Origin of the sequence: Guopingia tenuis, from assembly GCF_014384805.1 — a bacterium.
Taxonomy (GTDB): Bacteria; Bacillota; Clostridia; order Christensenellales; family Christensenellaceae; genus Guopingia; species Guopingia tenuis.
The window spans coordinates 160,206-186,424 of the sequence record NZ_JACRSS010000002.1; the positions used below are offsets into that span (position 1 = coordinate 160,206).

Here is a 26,219-nt window from a genome sequence, read left to right on the forward strand (position 1 = left end):
CTTATGAAACGAAAAAAGTTTTTTCTGATAATTCTTTTTCTAATGTTCATAATGGGATTAGCAGGAACAATCATATTAGGAGAAACTTTTGGGGGGTATCACGGCAAAGTAGAAGGGACTAACTTTGTGTTAGAAGAATGGGTAGGCGCTGGCTCAAAACGTTATGATGCCGATGATGAGGGAAACCTGTATTTCCTAGTTCAAGGGGGAATGTTTGAGAAACAATCGTATGCAGTCGTAATATATGGGCCAACAGGACAATATAAATATACCCTTTATCCTGAGGTTTCCGTGGGGACAGCAATAAGAATTAGATCGGGTGATAATCATATTCTTGTATATGACAGTAAAGCAGAGGAACTAATAGAGTTTGATGATAAAGGGTTCTTAGTTACTAAGAAAGCAATAACAGAAAACGATATTAAAAATTATGATCTTACAAATTTTGGGAGTGACTATACTGAAACTATTCGAAACCGAGGGGAATTTGTATATAAAAATGATTTTGGAACCATTCGAAGAAGTATAAATGGAAAAGAAATAGTAGTTTTTACAGTTCCAACTTGGCAAGTTTTGTATAAGATTTTTGATATAATAAAATACATTTCACTAGCAGGGTTATTTGTATTTGGATTTGTCATACCGGTAATTAGAAAAACCAATGGATATAAATAATAATTAGACAGGCACGCATTTGCGTGCCTACCAATTTTTTGGATAAGCAAGAAAGTATGATAAATCTGTGGACGCAGCACCTGTACAGCTATTGCGGGAATAATCCCTATAAAAAAGATAAGAGGAGGTTGTTTATCAGGATCTATATAATAATCATATATTGAAATAGAATCGTGATAAGCAAATAAAACAAGAGAAGGGGAAGAGATGCATCTACTTCCTTTTTCTCTTTGAGAAAATAAGGAAAAAGACAATCTGGCTGGGACTGAAAAGAAAAAACGGGAAAAACAGGAGAAATTTCTCTGTACAACGCCGAAAATTATGATAAGATAGACGTGGGCGGCTTATCCGCCCAGACAATCAGAGCTTTTTGTGGCCCTGGGGCGCATGCCAAGTCCTCAGGGATGAACAAGAGAACCGGGTGAAAATCCCGGACGGAATCCGCCGCTGTAAGCGCAGAGTCCATGGTCCGTCGATGAAAATCGGTCACTGGGAAACTGGGAAGGCAGGGCCTTGGGCGCAGAAACCGATTTGTTTTATATGCGTAAGTCAGAAGAACTACAAAGAGCGCAAACACGAACCTTGCCCGGAGCTTTCGGCAGGCGCGGACGGCACAGGAAAACGGCTGTGGCATGTATTTGCCATAGCTTTTTTTATTGGAATCCGGCTTTTTTGGCGGCGGTTTCACCGGCTGCGGGGAGAAGGACGAAAAGGAGAGAACGAAGGATGAAAACGAAAACACCTTCTAAAAAAAGGGCGCTGTATAATGGCCTGATGGCGGCTGCTATTGTGGTGATTCTGTCGGCCGCGGTTCTGGCCGTGGGAAGCATACAGGGATGGTTTGCCGGGCCGCCGTCTGCGGGCGGTCCCGGGGCGGCTCAAACCGCAGAGGCCGCGCTTACTGCCCAAAACAAGGTGGGCGGCGCCAATATCGAGCGGGCCGGAATCGCCTATTCCCTTTCGGAAGGGACACAGCTTCGGGATGGGGATACCGTGGAGACGCTGAACGGATCATCCATCGAACTGAAATCCGGAGAGGATTGGATTTTCGTCAGCGAAAATTCCGAGCTTACCCTGCATATGGAGGGAGATGGCATGGCGCTGTCCCTCTCCCGGGGCGAGATTTTTGCTGTGGTCGGAGATTCCCTGGAAATCCGGGCGATGGATGCCAGGGGACGGCTGGAGGCCGGGGCGGCATCGGTGAGCGCGCCCTCCGGCAGCGCGAATTTCTGCTGTTTTGCCGGAGAGATCGCCTTAGCGGACAGTAGGATTGCGGCGGGAGAAATGGCAAGTGTCCTGGCGGACGGCGTGCATTCCGGGCAGCTTTCCCTGAATACCCTGAACGATTTTCAAATGGAGAGCGTGCGCCGGGCGGGAGAGAAAACCCAGCTTTGCTTTACGGCAGCGCAGATAGACGAGATGCAGGCTGAGCGGGAGGAGGAACTCCGCGCGGCCGAGGAGGCGCAGCGCCAGGAGGAGGAAAAGGCTGCCCAGATCGAAAAAGAGCAGCAGGAAAATAAGGAAAACCCGGGAAACGCCGGCGGAGGAAACAGTACGGCGGGGGATTCGCCCGCGGCCGCAAAGCCTGCTTCCTCCGGCGGGAGCGGCGCGGCGGGAACCGGCGGCGCCGGACAGACGGCGGAGAAAAAGCAGAAATGCACCATCGAGATCCGCTGCGACGCTATTTTGGAGAATATGGGGGATCTGGAAGAGGGCAAGAACAAATATGTTCCATCCAACGGGAAGATTCTGGCCCGCTCCACCCTGGAATTTGAAGAGGGCGAGACAGCCTTTGATGTTCTCAAGCGGGCCTGCTCCCGGGCGGGGATCCAGCTGGAATATTCCTGGACGCCGGTCTACAACAGCTACTATGTCGAGGGGATCAACCATCTCTATGAATTTGACTGCGGGAACCAGTCGGGATGGATGTATCAGGTGAACGGCTGGTATCCCAACTATGGATGCTCGGCCTACACTCTGAAGGACGGCGACGCCATCGTCTGGCGCTATACCTGCAAGGGATATGGGGCGGATCTGGGCGCTCCCATGGCATAAACAGAGAAACAGCAAAAGAAAAATATATAAGGAGGAAGAAAGCAGAACATGAAACAGGGGATGAGAAAGCATCGGTTTTGGACAAAGCTGGCGGCATTTATCCTGGCGGCGGCCATGGTTTTGGGCGCGCTGCCCATGGGCGCGCTGGCGGAAGCGGCGCCGGAACCGGCAGAGACCGTCCAAATAGAGGAGACGGCAGCGCCGGAGGCCGAGCCGTCTGCCGCGCCGGAGCAAAGCCCGGAGGCGGAACCGGCAGAGGAAGGCGAAGCAAGCGGTCCCGTGCAGACGCCGCCGGCAGAGGAGCCTGCGGAAGCGACGCCGGCGGAGGCTCCCGCAGCCTCTCCCAGCCCCAGCCCGTCGGCAGCCGCTGCGCCCCAAACGGCCCGAAAGGCGGCGGCACGGACGGGCAGCGGCCAGGGAAGCGTGCGGGTGATCGTCCGCAACGACACCCTGAAAAGCGGAGCATGGACGGGTACGATTCTGGATACGACAGTGCCCGTAACCGACGACCTGACCATGATGACCGCCGTGCTGCGCGCCCTTGCGGCGGATGGATTCTCCTGGGCGGGCTATGGCACAAGCCCGGGAAACGACATGTCCATCACCTATATTGAGAGCATTGCACGGGACGGGAAGCTCCTGGGCCCATCGGATGACGTGCCCTATGGCGGATGGATGTGCTCGCTGAACGACTGGTTTACCTCCGAGGGTGCGGACCAGTATACCATCGCCAACGGAAGGCTGGCGGCGGGGGATGTGATCCGCATGGAATACAGCTGCAACATGGGCGCGGATATCGGCAGCGTCTGGGGAGACAGCGATACTTCCCTGGCGTCGCTCAAAATCGCGGGAGTGGAGCTTTCCCCGGCCTTTTCCGGCGCGGAAACAGCCTATACGCTGGTTTTGGAGCCGGGAGAGACGGCAGTGACCATCACCTATCGGGCGACTAACCGGAATTTCCAGGCCCGGGCCTATAAAAACAGTTATGCGCCAACGGCGGAAAGCTGGATCAAGAGCGGCCAGACGGTTTCCCTATCTTCGGGAGATGTGCTCTATGTGGGCGTAGGCAACAGCGCATGGCCCTCTATGAACACCGGGGCGAGCGAAACGCGCTATACTCTTGCGGTCAAGAGCAGCGCCGAGAGCCTGAACGAGCGGATTTTGGCGCTTCCCGCGCCGGAAGCGGCGACGCTGAAGGACAAGGATGAGATCCAGACCTGCCAGGCGCTTTATGAGAGCCTGTCTGCGCAAGAGCAGGCCCAGATTGTCCAATATGACAAGGTGGAGGCGCTCCTGGAGCGGCTGGCCGAGCTCGAGCGGATCGAGGCCGTGCGGGCGCAGATTGAGGCGCTTCCCGCGCCGGAGGATCTCACGGCGGCGGACGAAGCCCAGGTGACGGCGGCAAAGCAGGCATTTGACGCCCTGGGAACCCTGCAGGGAGAAATATCCGGGGCGCTTCAGGAAAAGCTGGAAGAAGCTGTCCAGCGGATGGCCGGACTTATAGGGCCGGAGTTTACAGAGATCTATCAGGCCACGGGGGCCTATCTCTATCGCACGGTGACAAATCCGGTGATTGCATCGGCAGGCGGCGAGTGGGCGGTGATCGGCCTGGCCCGGAGCGGCTATCCCGTGAGCGAGGAGTATTTCGCCCGCTATATCGCCAACGTCTGCCAGGAGGTGGCGGAGAAGGAGGGCGTTCTGGATTCCCGCAAATACACGGAATATTCCCGGGTGGTGCTGGGCCTGACCGCCGTGGGCTATGACGTGACGGATGTGGCGGGCTATAACCTGCTGGAGCCTCTTGCGGACTATGACCAGGTGATCTGGCAGGGCATCAACGGGCCGGTATATGCGCTTCTCGCCCTGGATTCCCGGGAATATGAAATTCCCGCCGCCCCGGAGGGCAAGACGCAGACGACGCGGGAAAAGCTCATCGATTATATTTTGGAGAAAGAAATTGCCTCCGGCGGCTGGGCGCTCTTTGGCTCCAGCGCCGACCCGGATATCACGGCCATGGCCATTCAGGCGCTGGCGGCGTATTATGGGACGGACAGCCGGGTGACGGCGGCTGTGGACCGGGCCGTTGCCCGCCTTTCCGCCATGCAGAAGGAGGACGGCGGCTTTGCCAGCTGGGGATCGGTCAACAGCGAATCCTGCGCTCAGGTCGTGGTGGCGCTGACGGCCCTGGGGATTGACCCGGCGGCAGACGCGCGGTTCATCAAAAACGGAAACAGCGTGATGGATGCCCTGCTGAGCTTTGCCGTGGCGGGCGGCGGCTTCCGGCATGTGGAGGGCGGCGGCGTCAACGGCATGGCGACCGAGCAGGGATATTGCGCCCTCGCGGCCTATGACCGGCTGCGCAGCGGCAGGACATTCCTCTATGACATGACGGATGTAATTCCCTTAAACGCCTATGAAAGCGTGGAACAGCTCATCGCGGGAATCGGCGAAGTGGGCGTTGGAAGCGGGAGCGGAATCGCTGCGGCGCGGGCCGCCTTTGACGCGCTGCCGGCAGCTCAGCAGGCCAAGGTGAAAAACGCAGATGTCCTGGCGGCGGCGGAAGCGCGGCTGGCCGGGCTTTTGCAGGAAATAAGCGAGACGATCCAAAAAATTGGAGCTATCGGCCAGGTCACGCTGGAGAGCGGATCTGCGATCCGGGCGGCGCGGGCGGCCTATGACGCCCTTACGGCGGAGCAGCAGGCGCTGGTGGAAAACTATGGAACGCTGACGGCGGCGGAAGCGGCGTTTGCCGCCTTGAATGAGAAAAACGAGACATCCGGGCTGGGAGACGCGGAAACCGATGAAACGGAAACAAATGTGAGCGCCGGCGGAGAGACCAAAACGCTGGGTGACGGAGAGACGGAAATTACCATCGGCGACGTGACCTATCGGGTGAGCGAGGATACGGCGGCGGCCATGCGGCGCATTGACGGCTTGCGGGCAGACGGCAGTGACGCGCTGGAGGACGTGCTGGCGGCCTATCGCCTCTATGCGGCTCTGAGCGATGCAGAGAAGGCGCAGGTGGTCAATTATTCCCGGCTGGACGGCATTTTGGAGGGGATCGGCGCAGAGAATCACAAAGACGGGAAAACCGGCCTTTCAGCTGAGGGCCTGCCCTGGTATATTCAGATGACGGTGCGCCGCGCGGCGGCAGGAGAGGACGCATATGACGCGCTTTTGGAGAGCATGGGCAGCAACACGCTGCTTATGGCGCTGGAGGTGGCGTTTACGGATATCCGGACCGGGGAACCGGCGGAGCTGACCGGGACGGCGACGCTGCGGCTTCCCGCCCCGGATGCGGAGGGATATGCGGGCCTATGGATTGCGCGGATGCTGGCGGATGGACGGATGGAGTCCATGGAATGCCGCGAGGAGAACGGGGAGCTTGTCTTTGCCGTTTCGGCGGCGGCGGTCTACGGCATCGTAGGCGGCGCGGCGGAAGCGGAGGCAGTGCTGGAGGAAAACGGCGCAGTTCCGGCGGATGGAGCGATGCAGGCGACAGGCGCGCCGGCGCCGGCAGCCTCCCTTCTCTGGCTCTGGATCCTGCTCGGCTGTCTGGGCGTGGGCGTGCTGGTGCTGGTGATCCTGGCGAAAAACGGCAAGTTGAAAAAGCGGGACTGATATGAGAGAATAAGAAAAGCGAGAAGGGCCGGAGAGGGCAGATCTCCGGCCCTTTGCAAATCAGGAGGGCAGTTTTCATGGCGCGGGGCTTGGCCGGGGTGCATCCGGCGGTTGGTTTTTTGTTTTTTTTCGGGGCGGCGGCGCTCACCATGTTTTTTGCGCACCCTGCCTATCTCCTCGCTTCGCTGGCGCTGGCCTGCTGCTATTATTTCCTCCTGAAAGGAAGAGCCGGCCTGCGGTTTTTTTTCGGCATGCTGGCCTTCTGCCTTTTGGTTGGCCTTATAAATCCCCTGTTTAGTCCCCGGGGAGAGCGGGTGCTGTTCACCTGGCTGGGCGGGCGGCCCTATACCGGGGAGGCGCTTTTCTACGGCATGACCCTTGGGGGGATGTTTCTGGCGGTGAGCCTCTGGTTTGCCTGCTATAATCAGGTGATGTCCGGGGATAAATTTACCTATCTGTTTGGGAGCCGCGCTCCCGCCCTCTCTCTCGTGCTCTGCATGGCGCTGCGGCTTGTTCCCCATTTCAGGGGAAAGGCCCGGCGGATCCGGGAGGGAAGGCGGTGCATCGGGAAGGACCCGGCGGGCCGCCGGAGGGGAGAGCGAATGCAGGCCGCCATGGAGATCCTCTCGGCGCTTATGTCTTGTGCCCTGGAGGACGCGGCGCTCACGGCGGACTCCATGAACAGCCGGGGATATGGAAGCGGCCCGCGGACACGGTTTCCCCGGTATGCGGCAAAGGCCCGGGACGGCTTTCTTGGCGGGTGGCTGCTCGTCTGCCTGGCGGGCGCGGCAGTCTGCGGCGCGATAGGCGGCGCGGGAACCTTTGGGGCAGAGCTGCCGCCGTTTGGTGCGGCGGCGGCTCTGGGGCTGGTTTTCGAGGGAGGCTTTTTGGCAGTCCCCGTGATTTTGCATGGCAAGGAGGCCTGGACATGGCGCATTTTACAATCGAGAATCTGACATTTGCATATCCGGAGGCCGGGAAAAATGCCTTGCAGGACGTGAGCCTTCAAATCCAGGAGGGAGAATATCTGGTGCTCATCGGGAAAAGCGGGAGCGGGAAATCCACGCTTCTGCGCCACCTGAAAACCGCACTCACGCCCCACGGAGTGCGCAGCGGACGGGTGCTTTTTTCCGGAAAACCGCTGGAGGAAGCCGGGCTTCGGGAGCAGAGCGCCAAGATCGGCTATGTGATGCAGGACCCGGATAGCCAGATCGTCACGGACAAGGTCTGGCATGAGCTGGCCTTTGGCCTGGAGAGCCTGGGCTGCGACCAGCGGACCATGCGCCTGCGTGTGGCGGAGATGGCCAGCTATTTTGGCATTCAGGACTGGTTTCACCGGGATGTTGCCGAGTTGTCCGGCGGGCAGAAGCAGCTTCTCAACCTGGCTTCCATCATGGCCATGCAGCCGGAGGTTTTGATTCTAGACGAGCCCACCAGCCAGCTGGACCCCATTGCGGCGGCAGATTTTTTGAACACCGTGCGCAAGATCAACCTCGAGCTGGGGACGACGGTCATCCTCTCCGAGCACCGGCTGGAGGAGGTATTTCCGGCGGCCGACCGGGTGGCGGTTCTGGAAGAAGGCCGGCTCATGGCCCTGGATACCCCCCGGGGCATTGGGCGCAGGCTCCGCGCAGAGGGGAGCGATATGGTGGCGGCCCTGCCCGCTCCCATGCGGATTTTTTACGGCGCGGAGGGCGGCGGAGAATGCCCCCTCACTGTGCGGGAGGGGCGGAGCTGGCTTTCCCGGGAGATGGAGGGCCGCCCGGTTTGCCGGGAAACGCCGCCCGCGCCGTTGGAGGAGATCCCGGCAGCGGATGCCGCAGTGGTGTTAAAAGAGGTGTGGTTCCGCTATGAAAAGGACGCGCCGGACGTGCTTCGCGGGGTGAACCTGCAGGTGCCCCGGGGCAGCCTGTTTGCCGTGGTGGGCGGAAACGGCGCGGGGAAGTCCACGATGCTCAAAGCCATCTGCCATATCTGCCGTCCCTATCGGGGCAAGGTGCTTTTGGAGGGGCGGAAGGTGGAAAAATACCGCCCGGACGAGCTGTTTCAGGGCATGCTGGCCATGCTGCCCCAGGACCCCAAAACGCTGTTTGTCAAAAAGACCGTCCGGGAGGAGCTTTTGGAGATGCTTCCCGGCCGCGGCGGGGAAGAGCGGGAGGAACGGGTTTTGAAGATCGCCGCCGAGCTGCAGGTGGCGGATCTTCTCGCTCAGCATCCCTATGACCTGTCGGGCGGGGAGCAGCAGCGGGCGGCGCTGGCGAAGGTGCTGCTGCTGGAGCCAAAGATTCTTTTGCTGGACGAGCCCACCAAGGGCATCGACAGCTTTTATAAAAAAACGCTGGCGGAGATCCTGGCCGGGCTGAAACGAAAGGGCGTCACCATCCTGCTGGTGTCCCATGATATCGAGTTCTGCGCCCAATATGCCGATGCCGTCGCTATGTTTTTTGACGGCGGGGTGGTCACTGCCAACACGCCGGGCCGCTTTTTTGCGGAAAACAGCTTTTATACCACGGCAGCCAACCGGATGAGCCGCCATCTCTTCCCCTATGCTGTGACGGCGGACGACGTGATCCGCCGGGTCTGCGAAAGCCGGGGAGAGGGAAAGGAAAGGATCAGGAGGGGAGAACGGCAATGAACATTGGCGGGGAAAAACACGGAAAGAAAGCCCGGCGGCGGGTTCTATCCTATCTGATTTTGCTGGTGCTGGCTCCGGCGACCGTCTGGCTCGCCTGGAGGTTTGGCGACCGCAAATTCTATATCACCAGCGTCCTTCTCATCGTCTATGCCATGCTCCCTTTCTTTTTTGTGTTTGAGCACAAGCGGCCCCAGGCCCGGGAGCTGGTGGTGCTGGCGGTGCTTTGCGCAATCGCTGTGGCGTCGCGGGGCGCCTTTGTTTGGGCGGCGAATTTCAAGCCCATGGCCGCCATTATTATGATTGCCGGAATGGCCTTTGGCGCGGAAGCTGGCTTTTTGGTGGGCGCAGTGAGCGCCTTTGTCTCCAATTTCTTTTTCGGCCAGGGGATCTGGACACCCTGGCAGATGTTTGCTTTCGCCATGGCCGGGTTTTTGGCGGGGGCGCTGTTCCGCCGCAGCGCATGGCAGGAGAACCGAGTGCTGCTGGCGGTGTTTGGGGGCGCGGCCATCCTGCTGGTGGTGGGGCCGCTTTTGGATACCTGCACGCTGTTTACCATGACAACCGAGATCACCCCGGCTTCGGCGGCGGCCATCTATCTCTCCGGCCTGCCGGTGAACGCCGTGCATGCCCTGGCCACCGTGCTCACGCTGCTGCTGGCTGCCCATCCCATGCTGGAGAAGCTCCGCCGGATCCAGACAAAATATGGCCTGCTGGAGGAGCGCCATGAGGTTTGATTCCTATCATCCCGCCATCAACCTTTTCTTTTTTGCTGCGGTCATCGCCGGGACGGTCCTGTTTAACCATCCAGTGTTTTTGGGGCTGAGCTTTCTTTGCTCCTTTGCCTATGCGGCCAAGCTCCGGGGGAGGCGGGCGGCCGGGTTTGGCCTGGCGCTGGCACCCTGCATTCTGCTCTTTGCGCTGTTCTATGCGGGATATACCCACTTTGGCGTGACCGTGCTGGCAAAGAATTTCATCGGGAATAATCTGACGCTGGAATCCTTTGTTTATGGGATGGTTCTGGGAACTATGGCGGCCAGCGTGCTCTTATGGCTAAGCTGCATGAACGCGATTTTCACCGGCGACAAGGTGGTCTATCTCTTTGGCCGGGTTTCGCCGCGTCTTTCGCTTTTTCTCTCCCTTTGCCTGCGGATGGTTCCCCGGCTGGGAGAACGGGCACGGGAAACCGGCGCCGCCCAGCGGGGTATTGGGCGGGGGCTGAACCAGGGCGGACTTTTCCGGCGGATCGGCAATTTTTTCCGTATGGCTTCCATCCTCGTCACCTGGACAATAGAAAACCGCATGGAGGCCGCCGCGTCCATGCGCTGCCGGGGCGTTACACTGCGGGGGCGCAGCGCCCTGTCCATCTATCGCTTTGACTACCGCGACCGGAGCCTGGTGATCGCTTTTTCCGGCCTGGCGGCCGTGCTGCTCACCGGCTTTTTTTTCGACCAGATGAGGATTCTCTATAATCCGGAAATAATTTTCAATCGGATCACGCCCGCGTCTTATATCTTTTATCTGGCCTATGGGATCTTCTGCCTGCTCCCCCTGGCATTGCAGATGTGCGGGGAGTGGCGCTGGAAGCGCCGCGCCCGCCAGACGGCAGACGAAATGGGGGCATGAATCCCCGGCAAGTTTTTGGAGAAACAAAGGCTTTTGGGAAGCCTTTATTTTTTTGCGGAGTTTGCGTTTGCAGGCGGGAATTCTCCTTATGGGATTGCCTGAAACAGAGGACGGCGGCTATGGGAAAATGCCGCAAATGAAAGAAAACGATTCCTGCCGCCTACCTTTAGAAAAACAGGCGAGGCGAGGGCCGCAACAGATGCTTTTTTGAAATTTTATATGGTTTTATATAGAGGCCGGAAACCGTTTCGCCGTGTTAGATCGTTCAGGAAAAGGGAGATGGCGGGGAATATAAAAAGCAGCGTTTGCACGGCGCGACATCGAAACATCTTTGTCTGATTTTTTATGGGGACGAAAATTTCATTAAAAATATGAGGAACAGAATGAAAGCAGAAGAGAAATGGCCCGTAAGTGACGCAGTCAAGAAATTTCTTTGGCTGTTTTTTTATGAAAGAAGGGGTTTATTAAAAAAACGAGGGGAAGAATGAAAGAGGGAAGAAGAAGAAAAGCGGCCCTTATGTGAACCAGTTATAGAGTTTTTTTGGCTGTTTTTTAGAAAGAAGGAATTTCCTAAAAGACAAGGAGCAGAATAAAAGCAGGGAGCGAAAGGATAAACAGCCCTTATGTGAACCAGTCATAAAGTTTCTTTGCCTACTTTCTTTTTAAAGAAAGTAGGTGAGCTGTCTTGCCGTAGGAATCGTATATATAATATAATAGCACTGTAAAAGTGAAATAACATAAAGGAGAGAAAGAAATCGAAATGAAAAAGGTATTGGCATTTCTGTTGGCGATCCTGTTGTTTTTGGTTTCTGCCTGTGGCACGAAGCCCCAGGAGACAGCCACTCCGGAGCAGACATCATCCGCAGAAACATCCAAGGACTGGATTGTGGCAGATATTGCAGGAAACGTGACGGCCCAGACCTCAGTCAAGGAAACGGATGATTTTCATGTAGCAGTCAACAAGGACTGGCTGACGAGCGTGGATATGTCGGGAGGAACGATGCAGGTTTCGTCTTTTACGGAACGTGCGGAAGAGGTAAAGGAAGAAATCCTCGCCCTTCTGAGAGATTCCTCGCAGACCAGTATGGAAGCGAAGCTGACGCAGCAGTTCTATAACACATATCTGGATATGAAAACACGCAATGCGCAGGGAATGGAGCCGGTGAAGCCTCTGATTGAGGATATTGAGAATATCAAGACCTTGGAGGATCTGACGGATTATCTGGTGAACAACAAGGATAAGATGGCCAGCGCCCCCATGAGCATCACGGTGATGGCAGATCTGAAGGATAGCAGGCACAACGCCGTCTATATTGACGCGCCGGATTTTGCCTTGGGGGATGCGGACGAATATGCTCAGCTGACAGCTGTTGGGGAACGGAAAAAGGCGGCGGAAAGCACGCTGTTCCAAAAGCTGCTGCAAAGAGTGGGCTACACGCAGGAAGAAGCGCAGAAGATCGATGAACTGGCCTTTTCGCTGGAAACCAGTCTGGCGTCGGTCTGCGACGGGCAGACCGAGCAAAACGAGCCGGGATATAACGAGAAGATCTATCACCCGGTTACGCTCAAGGAGATGGAGGATATGTCCCCCGCATTCCCCATAGCCGGGCTGCTTAAAGATTTTACCGAAGCAGGAGTGGATCGATTTATCCTCTGCCAGCCAGACTGGCTCAGCAAAGTCAACGAGTTGTATACAGAGGAGAATCTGGAGGCGCTGAAGGCATATATGCTGAAAGGAACGCTAGAGCCTTTGGGGGCATTTTTGGATCAGGAGTGCCTGAACCTGTATAATGAATACACCAGCGCCATTGCCGGCACGGAAGTCGCGGAAACGGTGGAGGACATGGCCTACACTTATACCAACTCCCTGCTGGATATGGCCGTGGGAAAAATGTATGCCGAGGCCTATGTTTCTCCCGAGACAAAGAAGAATGTGGAGAATATGATTGCGGACGTGGTTGCGGTATACCGCAAACGCCTGGAGAATACCGAATGGCTGAGTGAAGCCACGCGGCAGAAGGCTATTGAAAAGCTGGATAACCTGACGGTCCGGGTGGGGTATCCGGAGGATTGGTCGCTCTATGATTATTCGGATATTTCCTTCGTGCCCAAAGAAGAGGGAGGAAGTCTGCTCACATATCTTGTGAGTATCCGGGATCATTCTGCCAAACGCAAGGTGGCTCAGGCCGCCAGCGAGGTGGACAGCAACCTCTGGTCGGTCTCGCCCCAGACAGTGAATGCGTTTTATCGGGCCACGGATAATTCCATCAATGTGCCGGCGGCTATTCTGGGCGGCGTATTCTATGACCCAGAGGCATCCGAGGCGGAACAAATGGGCAGCTTGGGCATGATTATCGGCCATGAAATCACCCATGGCTTTGATTCCAACGGGAGCCAATACGATAAAGACGGGAATCTATCCAACTGGTGGACAGAAGAAGACCGCGCCGCCTTTAATGAACGCACCCAAAAGGTCGCGGATTACTTCAGCCAGTTTGAAGTGGTAAACGGGGCGAAAGTAAACGGACAGATGACCATTGGAGAGACAGTGGCCGATCTGGGCGGAGTCTCCTGCATGATGGAAATTGCCAGGGGAATAGAGAATTTTGACTATGCAGCTTTCTTTAAGAGCTATGCACACCTATGGAGAACGCAGACGCTGGCGCAGATCGAGGAGATGATTTTGCAGAGCGATGTGCATCCTCCGGGCTATCTGCGGACGAATGCCATTGTGCAGCAGTTCCAGGAGTTCTATGATACCTTTGGCGTAAAGGAGGGCGACGGGATGTATCTCGCACCCGAGGAACGGCTTTCGGTCTGGTAAAAAGAAAAAGGAAATGCCCGGTGCAAAGACATGCGCCGGGCATTTTTTTATATAAAGCGTTAGCTTCCGAAGGAATCGTCCGATTATTAAGGATAAAAAATTTTTATTGGCGTGGCTGCGGAGGCGGATTTTTCTCAGGGGATAGAGAAGCGGGAGTGAGAAAAAACTTTTTTTTGCATTGCTGCCGTTGAAGGCGGTGAATTCTGGTTGGAAATGGGGGATAATCCTGGAGTAGGATTAAAACAGAGCTGTTTTTATTTGCACAGGGCACATCATGCGGCAGGAGCTGTATAGGCGCGCCCGGGGAATATGCTCCGCTGGAAGCGGTCTTGAGTTCCCGGGAGATCAAGCAAAAATGAGAGACAAAGGCAAGACTGGGGGACGTGCGGCAGACAATGCCTTTTTCCTGCAAGATTTTTTATTCCTCATTTTGTTAGTGCAGAAGGATACGCGGCTTCCCGCCTGCGGGGGGGGGATCCCGAAGCCGGGAGAAACGCCTACAAAAAACAGCCGGAAATACCGGCTGCGGCGGGGAGGGGGAGACGGTCAGGATTTCTCGGGATGGAGGGTCTGGCGGATTTTGGTCAGGTTTTTAAGGGTGCGTTTTTTCGTTTTGGCGGCTACGCAGACATAGAGGGCGTCCAAAAGGGCAATCATTGCCAACGGCGAGGAGGCATCCTCCACAAACTCAAGGTCGTTGGTGGCGATAAGCAGTGTGCGGTCCGCGGCGGCGGCCACGGGGGAACCATCCGCCCGGGTGATGGCGATGGTATAGGCGCCGGATTCCCGGGCCGAAGCCAGAGCAGCAACAACCTCCCGGGAGCGGCCGGAATTGCTGACGCCGATAGCGATGTCGCCTTCCTCCAGGAGAGCGGCGGAGGAAATCTGCATATGCGGATCGTCAAATACCATGGCCCGGATGCCGATGCGTTGCAGACGATTGACCACCAGGCGCGCCACGATGGCCGATGCGCTCTGGCCATAGAAATCCACCCGGCGGGCCTTGATGATCCTCTGGGCCGTATCCTCCACCAGGCCGGGGTCCAGGATATGCAGCGTGTTGTTCAGCGAATCGATATTGGAATGGAACACCTTTTTGCAGAGCAGGTCCGTGGGATCATTCAGGAGGATCTGCCCATAAATGACGTTTTCCTCCGGCTCTTCCTGCGCGCCGCGGGCCATACAGATCTTAAATTCCTGAAAGCTCCTGAGGCCGATGGCCTTGACGAAGTTGGTCACCGTTGCTTCGCTCACCTGGCAATGGGCGGCAATCTGGCGGATGTTAAGATAAATGGCTTCGTCGTAATGGGCCAGGATAAAATCGGCGATGGTTTTTGAGGCCCGGGAGAGGGCGCCATATTTGTTTTTGATGGTGAGAAGGAGCTGGCGGCGGTCTGCCGGGCCCTCCTGGATGGGCGCTTTGGATGGCGGCATGGGATATTTCCCCCTTATAATTCTTTAGGATTACTATAGCACAAATCCGCCGGACATACAATAAAATAATTTTGAAAATATAAAAATACATCTAAAATTATTTCAAAAAAGTATTGACTTTCCCCCGCCGCATGCTATACTAAAACTGAGCTGGAAGAAGGCTCAATGAAATTAGAAACTTTTTGATGAGGTGGAAAACATGAACAAAATTTTGGGTTACTGCCTGGATACGGCGAATATCGATTGGATCAAAGAGGGCATGGAAATGTATCCCCTGCGTGCCTTCAGCATGAACCCCGGCATCGCCCGGCGCGACCTGATGGGCAAGGATCAGTCCTTCTTCGATGCCCTGAAGGAGATCCGCGAGACCATCGGCGAAAACACGGAGTTTCACGTTCAGACCATTGGACCTACCGCGGAAGAGATCATCAAGGACGCGGAGGCGATTCGCGCGCATGTCAAGGGCGATAACCTTTATGTGAAGATCGACGCCTATCCGGAGGGCTATAAGGCCATGAAGAAGCTCCATGCCATGGGCTATAAGATCACGGCGACAGCCATCGTCACTGTGAACCAGGCGCTTCTGTCCATCGAAGCGGGCGCGGACTGCGTTGCCGTATATGTGGGCCGGGCCGACAATATCTCGGGCAACGGCATCAAGGTCGTGGAAGAGATCGGCAAGGTTATGAAAATGAAGGGCATCAATAACGTCATTCTGGCGGCGGCTTCGATGCGCACGGCGCATCAGGTGGAGCAGGCAGCCTTGGCCGGCGCAGATAATGTGGCCGTGAGCCTGGATCTCCTGAAGGCCTGCGCCAGCCATCCTCTCACCAACAGCAGCGTAGACGCGTTTGTGAAGGATTGGGAAACTCTCTATGGCGAGGGCAAGCGGATATATAATCTGGAATAAAATCCGTTTTCCGCAGATTTGCGGGAGTATGAGGGGCAGCGGCGAATATTTGATTCGCCGCTGTTTTTTCGTATGCAGAGCGCAAAAGGAGAAGGCATAGAGCCGGTAAGACACCAGGCATACGGACAGTCCATAAATTCTCCTGTCATGGGGGCGCCGGCCTGCATAGAAAAAGCAGGATGTTTGGGAAACAACGTATGGATAGGGTAACACACGATCTCAGCGACGCAAATTTTAGTTTATTGTCCTGCGGAGAGAACGTGTGAGTGCCGGGAGATATTTTCGAGGGTGGGAAATGAGCGGCTACGGAATAAAAAGGAAGAATCATACAAACCCGGTCTCAAAATTTCATTGCCCGCTGTCTTATGGAAAGAAGGTGTGACCACAGAGGTGAACAATGGCGGAAGAAGCCCATGCGGCGGCGAAAAACAAGAGGAATTATACAATCCCAGTCACAAAATTTCATTGCCCGCTGTCTTATGGAAAGAAGGTGTGAGCACGGAGGTGAACAATGGCGGAAGAAGCCCATGCGGCGGCGGAATAAAGAAGAGGGAAACATACAAACCCAGTCGCAAAATTTCATTGCCTGCTGTCTTATGGAAAGAAGGTGTGAGCACAGAGGTGAACCATGGCGGAAGAAGCCCATGCGGCGGCGAAAAAAAGAGGAATCATACAAACCCAGTCGCAAAATTTCTTTGCCTACTTTCTTTTTAAAGAAAGTAGGGGGCGTCGGAGAGTCCGGAGCATTGCCTTATCCTGGGGAGCAACCCGGAACGACTCGCAGATCTTCTGAATGGTTTTGTTGTGAGTGAAGGGGTCGAGCTGCCCTTCCTGAAGGAGCGGAAGCGTCTCGGCGGGAAATTTGACATAACAGATGGAAAGCGCCCAGGCCACCGCCATTTTGGCATAATACCCCGGATGTGTGACGGCTGCCAAAAGGGAAAGGGTGGTTGAAATGTGGGCGGCGTCAATATAGAACTCCAGCAGCATCACCGCGGCGAACCGGACGGAAAATTCCTCCGGCGCGGAAAGATAGGGGCGCAGAAAAGCCAGCATGGCCTCGGGGTCCTCCTGAGTGACCTTCAGAGCGCCGCAAAAGCAGTCGCAGACTGCCCAGTTGGTGATTTTGGGCACAAAGGCCGCGATATGGGGGAGCTTGTCCGCAAGACTGCCCTTGGCATAGCCCAGCACCATGGCCTTCAGCAGGAGTTCCTCATAGTAGTCCTCCGGCCCCTCCTGAAAATAGAGCAGGCCGCTCTCCCGGGCGAGCTTTCGAGCCAGGGGGCGAAGCGCCGGCATGCGGACTCCGATGATGTTGTCCACACCCGGACAAAGCTTGCTCTGAAAGGCCTGATAGGCCGGGTCCTGCAGGGAAAAGAGCGTTTCCCGGACACTGGCGGTGGATGATGCCATATCTCCCTCATTTCTCCCCGGAACGGGGCCTGAATTTTTCTGCTTTTATTCTATCATAGAGGGAGCCGGGGGGAAAGCCCGGGGCCCCTATTCTTTCAGGCAGATGCGCTCCATGGCCTGGGCAGCCTGCGCAAGGGAATGAAGGCATCGGCGCAGATGTCCGGCGGCCTCCAGGGAGAGGAGCAGCTCGGGAGTGCGTCGGCAGAGGCCGGGCAGGGAGAGAATGGACTGCTCGGCATTTTTGGTTGTTTGAAGAAGGAGGGTTTGCAGACGGAGAATATGTTCTTCCGCCTGTTTTTTATTGCCGCAGAGCCCTGCGGCGGCGGTTTCCAGCCGGACGGCCAGGCCGGAAGCACCGGCAAGCGGAATGTTTCCTTCAGGTGGGCAAAGGGTCTGCCAGCGCGCCCAAAGCAGAGCGGCAGAAGCGGCGCTTTCCAGCGACGCCGCCAGTGATGCGGCGTCCTCCGGGTCCAGGGGACTCAAAAATTCCTTTTGCAGGTTTTCCAAAAGATGTTCCTGTGTGCTCCGGAATCGGGCCAGGGACTGCCCGGCCCCCGGGGCATCCCCCTGGGCGGCGAGGACAAGGGCCTTTCCCGCTTCCCCTGCCAGGCGGGAAAGAAGCTGGATATCCAGATGCGTCTGCTTTGCCATGGCGATCCCTCCCTAAAACATGAGAAGCAGCTTTGCCATAAGATAACCGATGAGAGCGCAGCCGGGAAAGGTCAGAAGCCAGGCAAGGGCCATTTCCCCCACGACTCCCCAATGGACAGAGGACAGCTTCCGGGCCGCGCCGACTCCCATCATGGCGGTGGTTTTAGTGTGGGTGGTGCTCACGGGAAATCCGGCAAGGGTGGAGACAAGAAGGCTGACCGCCCCGGCCAGATCGGCGGAGAATCCCTGATAGGGCGAGAGGCGAACCATATCCATGCCCATGGTTTTGACGATGCGCAGGCCGCCCATGGAGGTTCCCAGCGCCATGAACGCCGAACAGAGAAGCATAAGCCAGAGGGGAATGGTGAAGGCGGAGGAAGCCTGCCCCGCCGAAAGCGAAACCCCCAGGAGGAATACGCCGATGAATTTCTGCCCATCCTGGGCGCCATGCATAAAGGCCATGGCCGCTCCCGCAAAGATCTGGGCCCGGCGGAAAAAAGCGGCGGAGTCCCGGCGGTCCCGGCGGCGAAACAGCCAGGCCGTGAGGCGGGCGGAACAATATCCCAGAAGAAAGCCCAGAGCCACGGAAAAAAAGAGGCCCAGGAGGACCTTTGCCCATTCCCCGCCGTGGATTCCCGAGAAACCGCCATGAAGGGCGACGGCTGCTCCCGAGATGCCGGCCACCAAGGCATGGCTCTCGCTGGTGGGGATTCCGAAAAGCCAGGCGGCGGTGGCCCAGACGATGATGGCGACCATGGCTGCCAGGAGGGCCACCAGAGCGGAGCGCGAATCGCCGCCGAAGTCTGCAATATGATAGATGGTCATGGCGACAGAGGCGTGGAAAGTACTCATGACCACAACCCCCAGAAGATTGCAGACGGCGGCCATGGCGATGGCTGGACGGGGACGCATGGCCCGGGTGGAAATACAGGTGGCGATAGCGCCCGGGGCATCTGTCCAGCCGTTGACGAGAACGACGCCCAGGATGAGAAGCGCAGCCCCCAAAAGGACAGGCTGTTCCTGCAAACGCCCGAAAAATTCCGCAAGCGAAATGGTCATGCCGTCCCCCTTTCCTTGATTTTTTATTTTTATGACAAAATTCTGCGAATTAGCACTTTCCCTGGCGAAGCAGGAAAGCCGGTTTTGGGAAAAAGGCGGGGAGACAGGATCTGGCGGGGGCCGGGAAATCTGCTTGCCGGCCGAAGTGCGGGGCAGATGACGGCGGAATCAAAGCGGGCCAGAAACCATATGGCATCAGGACGGTATAGCATTTTGAGCTTTGGCACAGCCTATGGGTATTAGAGGGTCACATTATGGAATTTATCGGAAGAGGCGCAGGAACGCGAACGCGCGAATAAAGAGGGAAAGGATATTTTTTATAACCGGAACAAAGTGAAGGTTTCAAAAAATAGACCAAAGAGAAGGTGAGCGCAAAAGCGCGAATAAAGAGAAATCGGGTATTTTTTATAACTGGAGCGAAACAAAAGTTTCCATATGCAAACCCGAAGGAAGGACTTTTTCCCGGCGAAATCTGCGGGATTCCGTTGCGGCCTGGGAGAAATTGCGCTACAATAAATAAGAACAGAAGGAACGCTTGCAGGGAGAAGGACTATGAAGGAATTAGAAGAACGGATTATTGCCCAGGCCCGGGTATATCCGGATCATATTATCCGCATGGACAGCTTTTTGGATCATCAGCTGGATATTGGCCTGCTGGACCGCATCGGCGCGGAGTTCTTCCGGATTTTTTCCGGACGCGGGATCAACAAAATCGTGACTGTGGAGGCATCCGGCATTGCGTATGCCTGCATGACGGCGCGGTATTTCGATGTTCCCGTGGTCTTTGCCAAAAAGGCGAAAGGGGATTCCATCGAGGGCGGCCTTTATCAGGCCGAAACGTATTCGTACTCCTATAACGGAGGGCCAACGCTGCTCATTGCCAAGGAGCGGCTGACGGCGCGGGATACGGTGCTGGTTATCGACGATCTTCTGGCCAAGGGGGATACGCTTCACTCCCTTTTGGAGATCCTCTCCTATGCCGGCGCAAAGGTGGCCGGCGTGGGCGTCGTCGTGGAAAAGGGATTCCAGGAGGGCGGACGATTGCTCCGCCAAGAGGGCGTGGACCTGCATTCCCTGGCGATTATTGACCAGGCGGAGGAGCGCAATATCCGTTTCCGGCATACGTCTGAGGGGCAATAGGATTAAAACAGAATGCAAAAAGCAGGTTTTCTGCCTGCTTTTTTTGTTTGGAGAATAAAAGGGAGAACACAACAGCCCGTTTCCGGCACATGCGGCGGGGAAGCGGGCTGTTTTCCATTTTAAAAAAGTAATAGCGGCAGCCTGCGAAGGATTTCCTGGCTTGCGGGAACCGTCTGCCCGGAAAAACACAAATCAGGCGCGCCGGGTGCGGCGCAGAGCGGCCTTGAGAACCGGAACCAGCGGCAGGGCGATGACGGCGGCAACCCCCATCTGCACAAGTCCACCCGGGAAGGAAGCGAAGGGCGCGAGCCAGTTGCCATAGATAATCAGCTCGGTCACATAATATCCCGCCAGCTTGATAGCCGTGGCGGCGATAACAGCCAGCGTGTTCAGCCAAAAGCTCTCTCCGTTCCGCTTCCCGGCAATGACGCCCATGACATAGCCCATGATGCCCACGGTGATAAACGTCCCCGGAGCCCAGGCCGCCCATCCGGCCATGAGGTCGAAAAGCCCCATGCCGAAGGCGCCGGCGATTGCCCCGGTCCGCTTGCCCAAAAGAATGGAGGCGAGAATCAGAGGAACATTGCCCAGATGAATCAGCCCGCCGTTGGAGGCGATGGGCAGACGCAGGTTGACAAACATGGTGGCAGCCAGAGTGAGGGCGATCATCATGGCGTCGACGGCGACTTCTCGGACGCCGATGGATGGTTTTGAAACGGCGGCAGCTTTCATAGAAAAATTCCTTTCGCTTGGTTTGGGATTACCGGATTCCCAGGCGTTCCATCAAATAGGGCAGGGCGCGCTCGAAGCAGACGCCATAACGAGCTTCCTGGGAAGCCTCCGCGGTGAGAACAATGCAGCGCTGGGTGTAGTCGACGGCGATTCCCATGGCCTCCTCCAGCGGCTTATCGTTTAACAGAGCGGCCAGCAGCGCGCTTCCAAACACATCGCCTGTGCCGTGGAAATAGCCGTCGACCGTATCCTGGAAGGCATAGCGGATCTCCCCGCTGGCCGTATCCAGGCTGGCGGCGCCCAGCCGCTTCTCATCAAAATATACGCCTGTCAAAACCACCTGCCTGGCCCCGATTTCTCCCAGGCGGCGGAGCAGGCCCTCGATATATTCCCGGGTATAGGGGCCCTCCTGATACGGTTCCTCCAGCATAAGGGCGGCCTCTGTGATGTTGGGAACGATGATATCCGCCTCTGCGCAGAGGGTTTTCATCTCCAGGGGAAATTCCGGCGCAAAGCCGCCATAGAGCACACCATTATCCGCCATAGCCGGGTCCACCAGAGCCAGGGTATCCTTCTTTTTGAAACGGCGGAACAGCTCGCGGACCAGGCGAACCTGTTCAAAGGAACCCAGATAGCCGGTATAGATGGCGTCGAAATGCAGGCCCAGGCTCTCCCAATGATCGGCAATGGGGAGGATATCCTCGGTCAGATCCCGATAGGTATAGCCGGTGAATCCTCCGGTATGGGTGGACAGCACGGCGGTGGGCAGGATGGATGTATCCACGCCCGCGGCGGAAATGATGGGCAGGGCCACAGTCAGGGAACAGCGCCCCACGCAGGAAATATCATGCACGGCTAACGCGCGTTTTTGTTTGTTCATTTGCCTTTCCTCCTTGACGGTCGGTTTCTTTTGTCTTATAATATCCCAAAACTGAACTCAATAAAAACGCCAGTTTTTGAAAATTTTATCATATCAGTTTGGAGGAAATATGATTACACTGGAGCATAAAACGCCGGGACATCCCCTGTATTGGCAGATTTATGAACAGATCAAACGGGACATCCATGGAGGCGTGCTGGCGGCGGAGGAAAAGCTGCCCTCCAAGCGCAAGCTGGCGGCCTCCCTCGGGGTGAGCGTGACGACGGTGGATGCGGCTTATGCCCAGCTGGTAAGCGAGGGATTTTTGTCTGCCCGGCCGCAGCGGGGCTTTTTTGTCTGCCCGCTGGAGGAGCTGAAAAAAAGCCAGCCCCGCCCCGCGGAAACCGAGAAGGCGCCGGGAGAGAAGAAGGCGGAGGTGGATTTTTCTTCCGGGGCTGTGGACCCGGAGCATTTCCCGTATAACACATGGCGGAGGCTTCTGAAAAATACTTTTAATGAATATGACGAGGGCCTTCTCAGGCGCACACCGCCCCAGGGGGACTGGGAGCTGCGCCGGGCCATTGCTGCCTATCTCTATGACGCCCGGGGCGTGCACTGCACGGCGGACAGCATCATCATCGGCGCAGGCGCCGAGCATCTGCTGCAGGTTCTGAGCTATATTTTGGAAAATTCCTGCACCATCGCCATGGAAAACCCGGTATATAACAGGGCCTATCAGATTTTTCAGCGCATGGGGCATGGGGTGCTGCCGGTGGATATCGACGGCGCGGGCATGCCCGTGGAGCCGCTTGCGGATAAGCAGAACATCGCCGTCTATGTGACTCCGTCCCATCAGTTTCCCCTGGGCGTGAGCATGCCGATCTCCCGGCGCATCAAGCTGCTGCGCTGGGCGGAGGCGGGGAAAAATCGCTATATCATCGAGGACGATTACGACAGCGAATTTCGCTATCTCACCCGGCCGCTTCCCTCCCTGCAAAGCATCGACGACGGCGGGAAGGTCATCTATCTGGGGACGTTTACCAAATCCATTGCGCCCTCCTTGCGCATTGGCTTTCTCGTCCTGCCTCCGGCGCTGCTGTCAGCTTATAAGGAAGAATACGCCGGATTTGGCTCTTTGGTATCCCGGCTGGAGCAGCGGGTGCTCTGCGAATTTATCCGGGGCGGGCATTTTGAGCGTCATCTCAACAAGATGCGGACGGTCTACCGCGGCAAGCGGGCGCTTCTGGAAAGAGCGCTGCGGGAGGCCTTTGGCCCTTCTCTTGGAATGCAGGGGGAAAACGCCGGACACCATCTGCTGGTGTCGCCAGGCAATGGAATGAGCGAGAGTGAACTATGCGCGGCGGCCATGAAGCAGGGTGTGCGGGTCTATCCGATTTCGCCGTATTTTATCCGGGAGATCCCGGCGGAGCACCGGGGCCAGGTGCTGCTGGGATATGGCGGCCTTTCCGGGGAAGAGATCGAAAAGGGCGTGGCGCTTCTCAAAAAGGCGTGGGGGATGCAGCGGTAGACGGAGAAAATTCTTTTTATATGGAGCAGCTATTTTGATGAGGGAAACACGCAAATGGATTTGTTCTGCGTGCGGCTCTTTTCTTTCTAAATTCGAGCGGACCGTATCTTTGGGCGTTGAAGCATGGGACGAAACGACATTTTTTAAATGGCAGAGACCAATACCTGGATAGACGTTAGGGAATATATCTGGTATAAAATGTGCCGGGATAATTCCCATTTTATTTTTGCGCAAAATTGTTCTTTTCGGCCTGACCGGCGGTTCCGAACAATCAAAAACGGCATAACTAAGTTATGCCGTTTCATGGGAAAAATCTTTATTCCTCCTCCCCGCAGAAGAATTGCAGAAAGCTCCGGGCCGCCGCCGAGAGCGGCGCATGCTTGCGGTGAATCACCGAAACCCGGCTATACAGCTCTTTTTCCGCAAGGCTGCGGGTTAAAAGCTCTGCCCCGGGAATCATCCGGGCGGAGCTTTTGGGAACAATCGCAATGCCCAGGCCTGCCCGGGCCCAGAGCAGGCTGGTGCGGGCGTCGTCGTTTTTGCAGAACACATCCGGTTCTATACCCTCATCCCGAAAGGCCGCCATCACAAGGGATTCATAGCGGCGGTAAAAAATAATGGGTTTGTCCTTCAGATCCCGCAGATGCAGCGGGCCATCCGGCAGGTCCGAGAAAAAGGAACGGCAGGCCACCGCCGCCATAGGCTCCTCTTCGAGATCGTGGCAGACGATCTCATCGGCCAGGAAGGGCGTGCGCACCACGGCCATTTCGATGACGTTGGCGTGCAGCATATCCAGAAGCTGAAAGGTGTTTCCCTCGTGAATTTCAAAACGGATATTGGGGGCGGCTTGGTGGAACAGCCGCATGCGCTCTCCCAAAAGGATGGTGCCGGAGGAGGAAATGGTTCCCAGGCGCAGGGTGCCCTGGATGCCGTTGCCGAAATCCTGTATCTCCCTTTCCGCGTTTTCCACAAGCTGCAGAATATAGCGGGCGTGTTTATAGAGCAGCCGGCCGGCGTCTGTCAGCGTGGATTTGCGCGCGCCCCGCTCCAAGAGGACGACGCCCAGTTCCTCTTCCAGGAGCTTGAGCTGCAGGGAGAGGGGCGGCTGGGAGATATGCAGCTTTTTAGCCGCCGCGCTGATGTTGCCTTCTTCGGCAATGGCGAGAAAATAGGTGAGTTGCTTGATATCCATAAAGCTGCGCCGCCTCCTTATTGTCGGGTTCACTGGTTTTTATCGATTGTAGCCCATTTTTCGGGAAAAAGAAAGGGGAGAGCGTTGGATGGCCCAAAAATGAGCGCCTGCTTTTGCGCCCGGGGGAGACGCTTGATGGCGGCTTCCCGGCGGAGGGCGGCGGAACGGCTGGGCTGGGGCTCAAAATAGACGAGCTGCACGGGCTGGTGCGAGGCCGTATACTTGCAGCCGTGGCCGGACATATGCGCCGATAGCCGCCGCTCCAGGTCGTTTGTCCATCCGGTATAGAGCGTTCCTCCGCCGCAGAGCAGCATATAGACCCCCATCTGTCGTTCCATATCCTTCTCCTCTCTTTTTCTATTTTACCAGAAAAAGAGGAGGGTGGGCTAGACCAAAGGATAGAAAATGGGTATAATGGAAAATATAAACTGCGGCAAAGGGGGAGAACAGCATGATCGATGAAAAAGCACTTTTTAAATTGAGCTATGGGCTCTATATTGCCGGCGTGGAATGGGGCGGAAAGAAGAACGCCTGCATCATCAACACGGCGGCCCAGGCGACGGCAGAACCCAACCAGATGCTGGTTACAATGCTGAAAAGCAATTATACAACCGAACTGATCCAGAAGAAGGGGAGCTTCACGGTGAGCGTCCTTTCCTTGGCGACTCCGCTTTCCCGGGTGGCGGATTTTGGATTCCGCAGCGGAAGGGAATGCGAGAAATTTGAAGGAATCGCCCATGGCGTTGACGGACAGGGAAATCCCTATCTAGCCGAGGATATGGCGGCGCGCATGAGCGTTTCCATCTCCCAGACAGTAGATCTGGGGACGCATCTGCTCTTCATCGGGCCGGTGACCGAGGCGGAGGAGCTTTCGGCGCAGCGCCCCATGACCTATGCGGATTACCGCGTGCTTAAGGCGGGCGGCAAAGTGGGTGCTCCGGAAGAGAAAGCGGAGAAAAAAGAGGCGAAATATGTATGTTCGGTCTGCCATTATGTCTATGACGGGGAGATTCCTTTTGAGGAATTGCCGGATGACTATGTCTGCCCCATCTGCAAACGGCCCAAGTCCGTATTTGTAAAGGAATAAGTAGCGCAAAAAAGCGTCTGTGCACTGCGCAGGCGCTTTTTTATTTTCCCTCTGCATAGCCCCGAGGGGATAGACGAAACAGAAAAGTAAAAACACCGGAAATAAGGAGGCAGCGCCGAAGCGCAAGAAAACCGGGCAAAGGACGAGGATGCAAAAAGGAAAAATACAAGCGATAGGGACAGAGCCAATACAAGGGCTGCTGTGGCATTTCGCTGCATCCCCCGGGAAATGCCGCTGCGGCTTTTGCGGGGCTCTGGCTGTCCGGAAAAAACGGAAGTCCGGCATCAGCGGGAGAACAGATCCTGCCCTTCCAAAGAAAAGATATACTGGGAAAGAGCACTGCTCTTCAGCGTATAGGTATAAGTGCGGAAAACACCATGTCCCCTGCGCCGGACTTTGATGGAATGATGCACAAAGACGGTGTCCTCCCCGGCATAGCCCCAGAGGACGACGGAGGCGCCGTCCTGCTTCATGAGGGTAACCGTGCGGGCCGCTTCGCCCGGCGGCTGCGAACCGGCGCTTTTTTCAGCATTTTCCATGAGGGGAATCAACACGTCCAGCTGGGCATCCGTCAAAAGCGAGGGAACCCCTGTTGAGATATCCAGCATTCCCGAAACGACCTCTTCCCGGGAGATTGAGGGAAGGGCACCGGGAAAGAGATGCGGCCAGAGGATGGCAAGGGCGATGGCCGCGGCGGCCAAAAGCCAGGTGAACGGGCTTTTCAGGGCTTTGTATCTCCGCGATGTTTTGAACGATGGTTCCATGGAAAAGGCTCCTTTTG

General features: G+C 56.3%; 21 protein-coding genes and 1 riboswitch. Of the genes, 12 read left to right on the top strand and 9 right to left on the bottom strand.

What is annotated here, in order from left to right; translation table 11 throughout:
- Positions 1-3: 3 nt before the first annotated feature.
- The 8 genes from H8693_RS05880 (at position 4) to H8693_RS05915 (ending at position 13,433) form a co-directional block, all read left to right on the top strand.
- Complete coding sequence (locus tag H8693_RS05880; RefSeq protein WP_249280217.1) at positions 4-675, top strand: hypothetical protein; 672 nt, start codon at positions 4-6, stop codon at positions 673-675.
- A gap of 355 nt (positions 676-1,030) precedes the next feature.
- Positions 1,031-1,255: riboswitch (cobalamin riboswitch) on the top strand.
- A gap of 146 nt (positions 1,256-1,401) precedes the next feature.
- The gene (locus H8693_RS05885) at positions 1,402-2,730 is read left to right on the top strand and encodes a DUF4430 domain-containing protein (RefSeq protein WP_249280218.1); all 1,329 of its coding nucleotides are present in this window, start codon (positions 1,402-1,404) and stop codon (positions 2,728-2,730) included.
- 48 nt (positions 2,731-2,778) lie between these two features.
- Positions 2,779-6,351, top strand: coding sequence for a prenyltransferase/squalene oxidase repeat-containing protein (locus H8693_RS05890; RefSeq protein WP_249280219.1), 3,573 nt, complete (start codon positions 2,779-2,781; stop codon positions 6,349-6,351).
- 77 nt (positions 6,352-6,428) lie between these two features.
- Positions 6,429-7,307, top strand: a complete 879-nt coding sequence (locus tag H8693_RS05895) for an energy-coupling factor transporter transmembrane component T (protein WP_249280220.1) — start codon at positions 6,429-6,431, stop codon at positions 7,305-7,307.
- Complete coding sequence (locus H8693_RS05900; protein ID WP_249280221.1) at positions 7,280-8,986, top strand: ABC transporter ATP-binding protein; 1,707 nt, start codon at positions 7,280-7,282, stop codon at positions 8,984-8,986. Before H8693_RS05895 ends, H8693_RS05900 begins: the two co-directional genes overlap by 28 nt.
- Positions 8,983-9,720, top strand: a complete 738-nt coding sequence (locus H8693_RS05905) for an ECF transporter S component (RefSeq protein ID WP_249280222.1) — start codon at positions 8,983-8,985, stop codon at positions 9,718-9,720. The genes H8693_RS05900 and H8693_RS05905 overlap by 4 nt, the downstream gene beginning before the upstream one ends.
- Entirely contained in the window at positions 9,710-10,609 is a 900-nt protein-coding gene (locus tag H8693_RS05910) for an energy-coupling factor transporter transmembrane component T (RefSeq protein ID WP_249280223.1), read from the top strand. Before H8693_RS05905 ends, H8693_RS05910 begins: the two co-directional genes overlap by 11 nt.
- A gap of 760 nt (positions 10,610-11,369) precedes the next feature.
- Complete coding sequence (locus H8693_RS05915) at positions 11,370-13,433, top strand: M13-type metalloendopeptidase (RefSeq protein ID WP_249280224.1); 2,064 nt, start codon at positions 11,370-11,372, stop codon at positions 13,431-13,433.
- 546 nt (positions 13,434-13,979) lie between these two features.
- Here the strand turns inward: H8693_RS05915 and H8693_RS05920 are convergent.
- The gene (locus H8693_RS05920; protein WP_249280225.1) at positions 13,980-14,867 is read right to left on the bottom strand and encodes a MurR/RpiR family transcriptional regulator; all 888 of its coding nucleotides are present in this window, start codon (positions 14,865-14,867) and stop codon (positions 13,980-13,982) included.
- Between the two features lie 199 nt (positions 14,868-15,066).
- Here H8693_RS05920 and H8693_RS05925 point away from each other — a divergent pair, with 199 nt between their 5' ends.
- A complete protein-coding gene (locus H8693_RS05925; protein ID WP_249280226.1) occupies positions 15,067-15,777 on the top strand; it encodes a transaldolase family protein in 711 nt (236 codons plus the stop codon).
- A gap of 699 nt (positions 15,778-16,476) precedes the next feature.
- Here the strand turns inward: H8693_RS05925 and H8693_RS05930 are convergent.
- The 3 genes from H8693_RS05930 to H8693_RS05940 form a co-directional block, all read right to left on the bottom strand.
- Positions 16,477-17,190, bottom strand: a complete 714-nt coding sequence (locus H8693_RS05930; RefSeq protein ID WP_249280227.1) for a DNA alkylation repair protein — start codon at positions 17,188-17,190, stop codon at positions 16,477-16,479.
- An 87-nt stretch (positions 17,191-17,277) separates the two neighbouring features.
- A complete protein-coding gene (locus H8693_RS05935) occupies positions 17,278-17,841 on the bottom strand; it encodes a hypothetical protein (protein WP_249280228.1) in 564 nt (187 codons plus the stop codon).
- A gap of 12 nt (positions 17,842-17,853) precedes the next feature.
- On the bottom strand, positions 17,854-18,900 hold the full coding sequence (locus H8693_RS05940) for an inorganic phosphate transporter (RefSeq protein ID WP_249280229.1): 1,047 nt from the start codon (positions 18,898-18,900) through the stop codon (positions 17,854-17,856).
- Between the two features lie 552 nt (positions 18,901-19,452).
- Between H8693_RS05940 and H8693_RS05945 the strand changes: the two genes are divergently transcribed.
- Positions 19,453-20,040: a xanthine phosphoribosyltransferase gene (locus H8693_RS05945; RefSeq protein WP_178620402.1), complete on the top strand. Its 588-nt coding sequence runs from the start codon at positions 19,453-19,455 to the stop codon at positions 20,038-20,040.
- A gap of 192 nt (positions 20,041-20,232) precedes the next feature.
- On the opposite strand, the gene H8693_RS05950 is transcribed toward H8693_RS05945, so the two are convergent.
- Together H8693_RS05950 and H8693_RS05955 are read right to left on the bottom strand one after the other, a co-directional pair.
- Positions 20,233-20,772 carry an ECF transporter S component gene (locus H8693_RS05950; protein WP_178620405.1) on the bottom strand — a complete coding sequence of 180 codons (540 nt, stop codon included), beginning with the start codon at positions 20,770-20,772 and terminating at the stop codon, positions 20,233-20,235.
- 28 nt (positions 20,773-20,800) lie between these two features.
- Entirely contained in the window at positions 20,801-21,652 is an 852-nt protein-coding gene (locus H8693_RS05955) for a pyridoxamine kinase (RefSeq protein WP_249280230.1), read from the bottom strand.
- A 109-nt stretch (positions 21,653-21,761) separates the two neighbouring features.
- Between H8693_RS05955 and pdxR the strand changes: the two genes are divergently transcribed.
- Positions 21,762-23,159 carry a MocR-like pyridoxine biosynthesis transcription factor PdxR gene (pdxR, locus tag H8693_RS05960; protein WP_249280231.1) on the top strand — a complete coding sequence of 466 codons (1,398 nt, stop codon included), beginning with the start codon at positions 21,762-21,764 and terminating at the stop codon, positions 23,157-23,159.
- A gap of 316 nt (positions 23,160-23,475) precedes the next feature.
- Here the strand turns inward: pdxR and H8693_RS05965 are convergent, their stop codons facing one another.
- Together H8693_RS05965 and H8693_RS05970 are read right to left on the bottom strand one after the other, a co-directional pair.
- The gene (locus tag H8693_RS05965) at positions 23,476-24,351 is read right to left on the bottom strand and encodes a LysR family transcriptional regulator (protein WP_178620414.1); all 876 of its coding nucleotides are present in this window, start codon (positions 24,349-24,351) and stop codon (positions 23,476-23,478) included.
- A 29-nt stretch (positions 24,352-24,380) separates the two neighbouring features.
- Positions 24,381-24,689 carry a GIY-YIG nuclease family protein gene (locus H8693_RS05970; RefSeq protein WP_249280232.1) on the bottom strand — a complete coding sequence of 103 codons (309 nt, stop codon included), beginning with the start codon at positions 24,687-24,689 and terminating at the stop codon, positions 24,381-24,383.
- Positions 24,690-24,802: 113 nt separating this feature from the next.
- Here H8693_RS05970 and H8693_RS05975 point away from each other — a divergent pair, with 113 nt between their 5' ends.
- Positions 24,803-25,438 (top strand): flavin reductase, encoded by a 636-nt coding sequence (locus H8693_RS05975; RefSeq protein ID WP_178620451.1) that lies wholly within the window; start codon positions 24,803-24,805, stop codon positions 25,436-25,438.
- Positions 25,439-25,722: 284 nt separating this feature from the next.
- On the opposite strand, the gene H8693_RS05980 is transcribed toward H8693_RS05975, so the two are convergent.
- A complete protein-coding gene (locus H8693_RS05980; RefSeq protein ID WP_249280233.1) occupies positions 25,723-26,202 on the bottom strand; it encodes a hypothetical protein in 480 nt (159 codons plus the stop codon).
- Between the last annotated feature and the right edge of the window lie 17 nt (positions 26,203-26,219).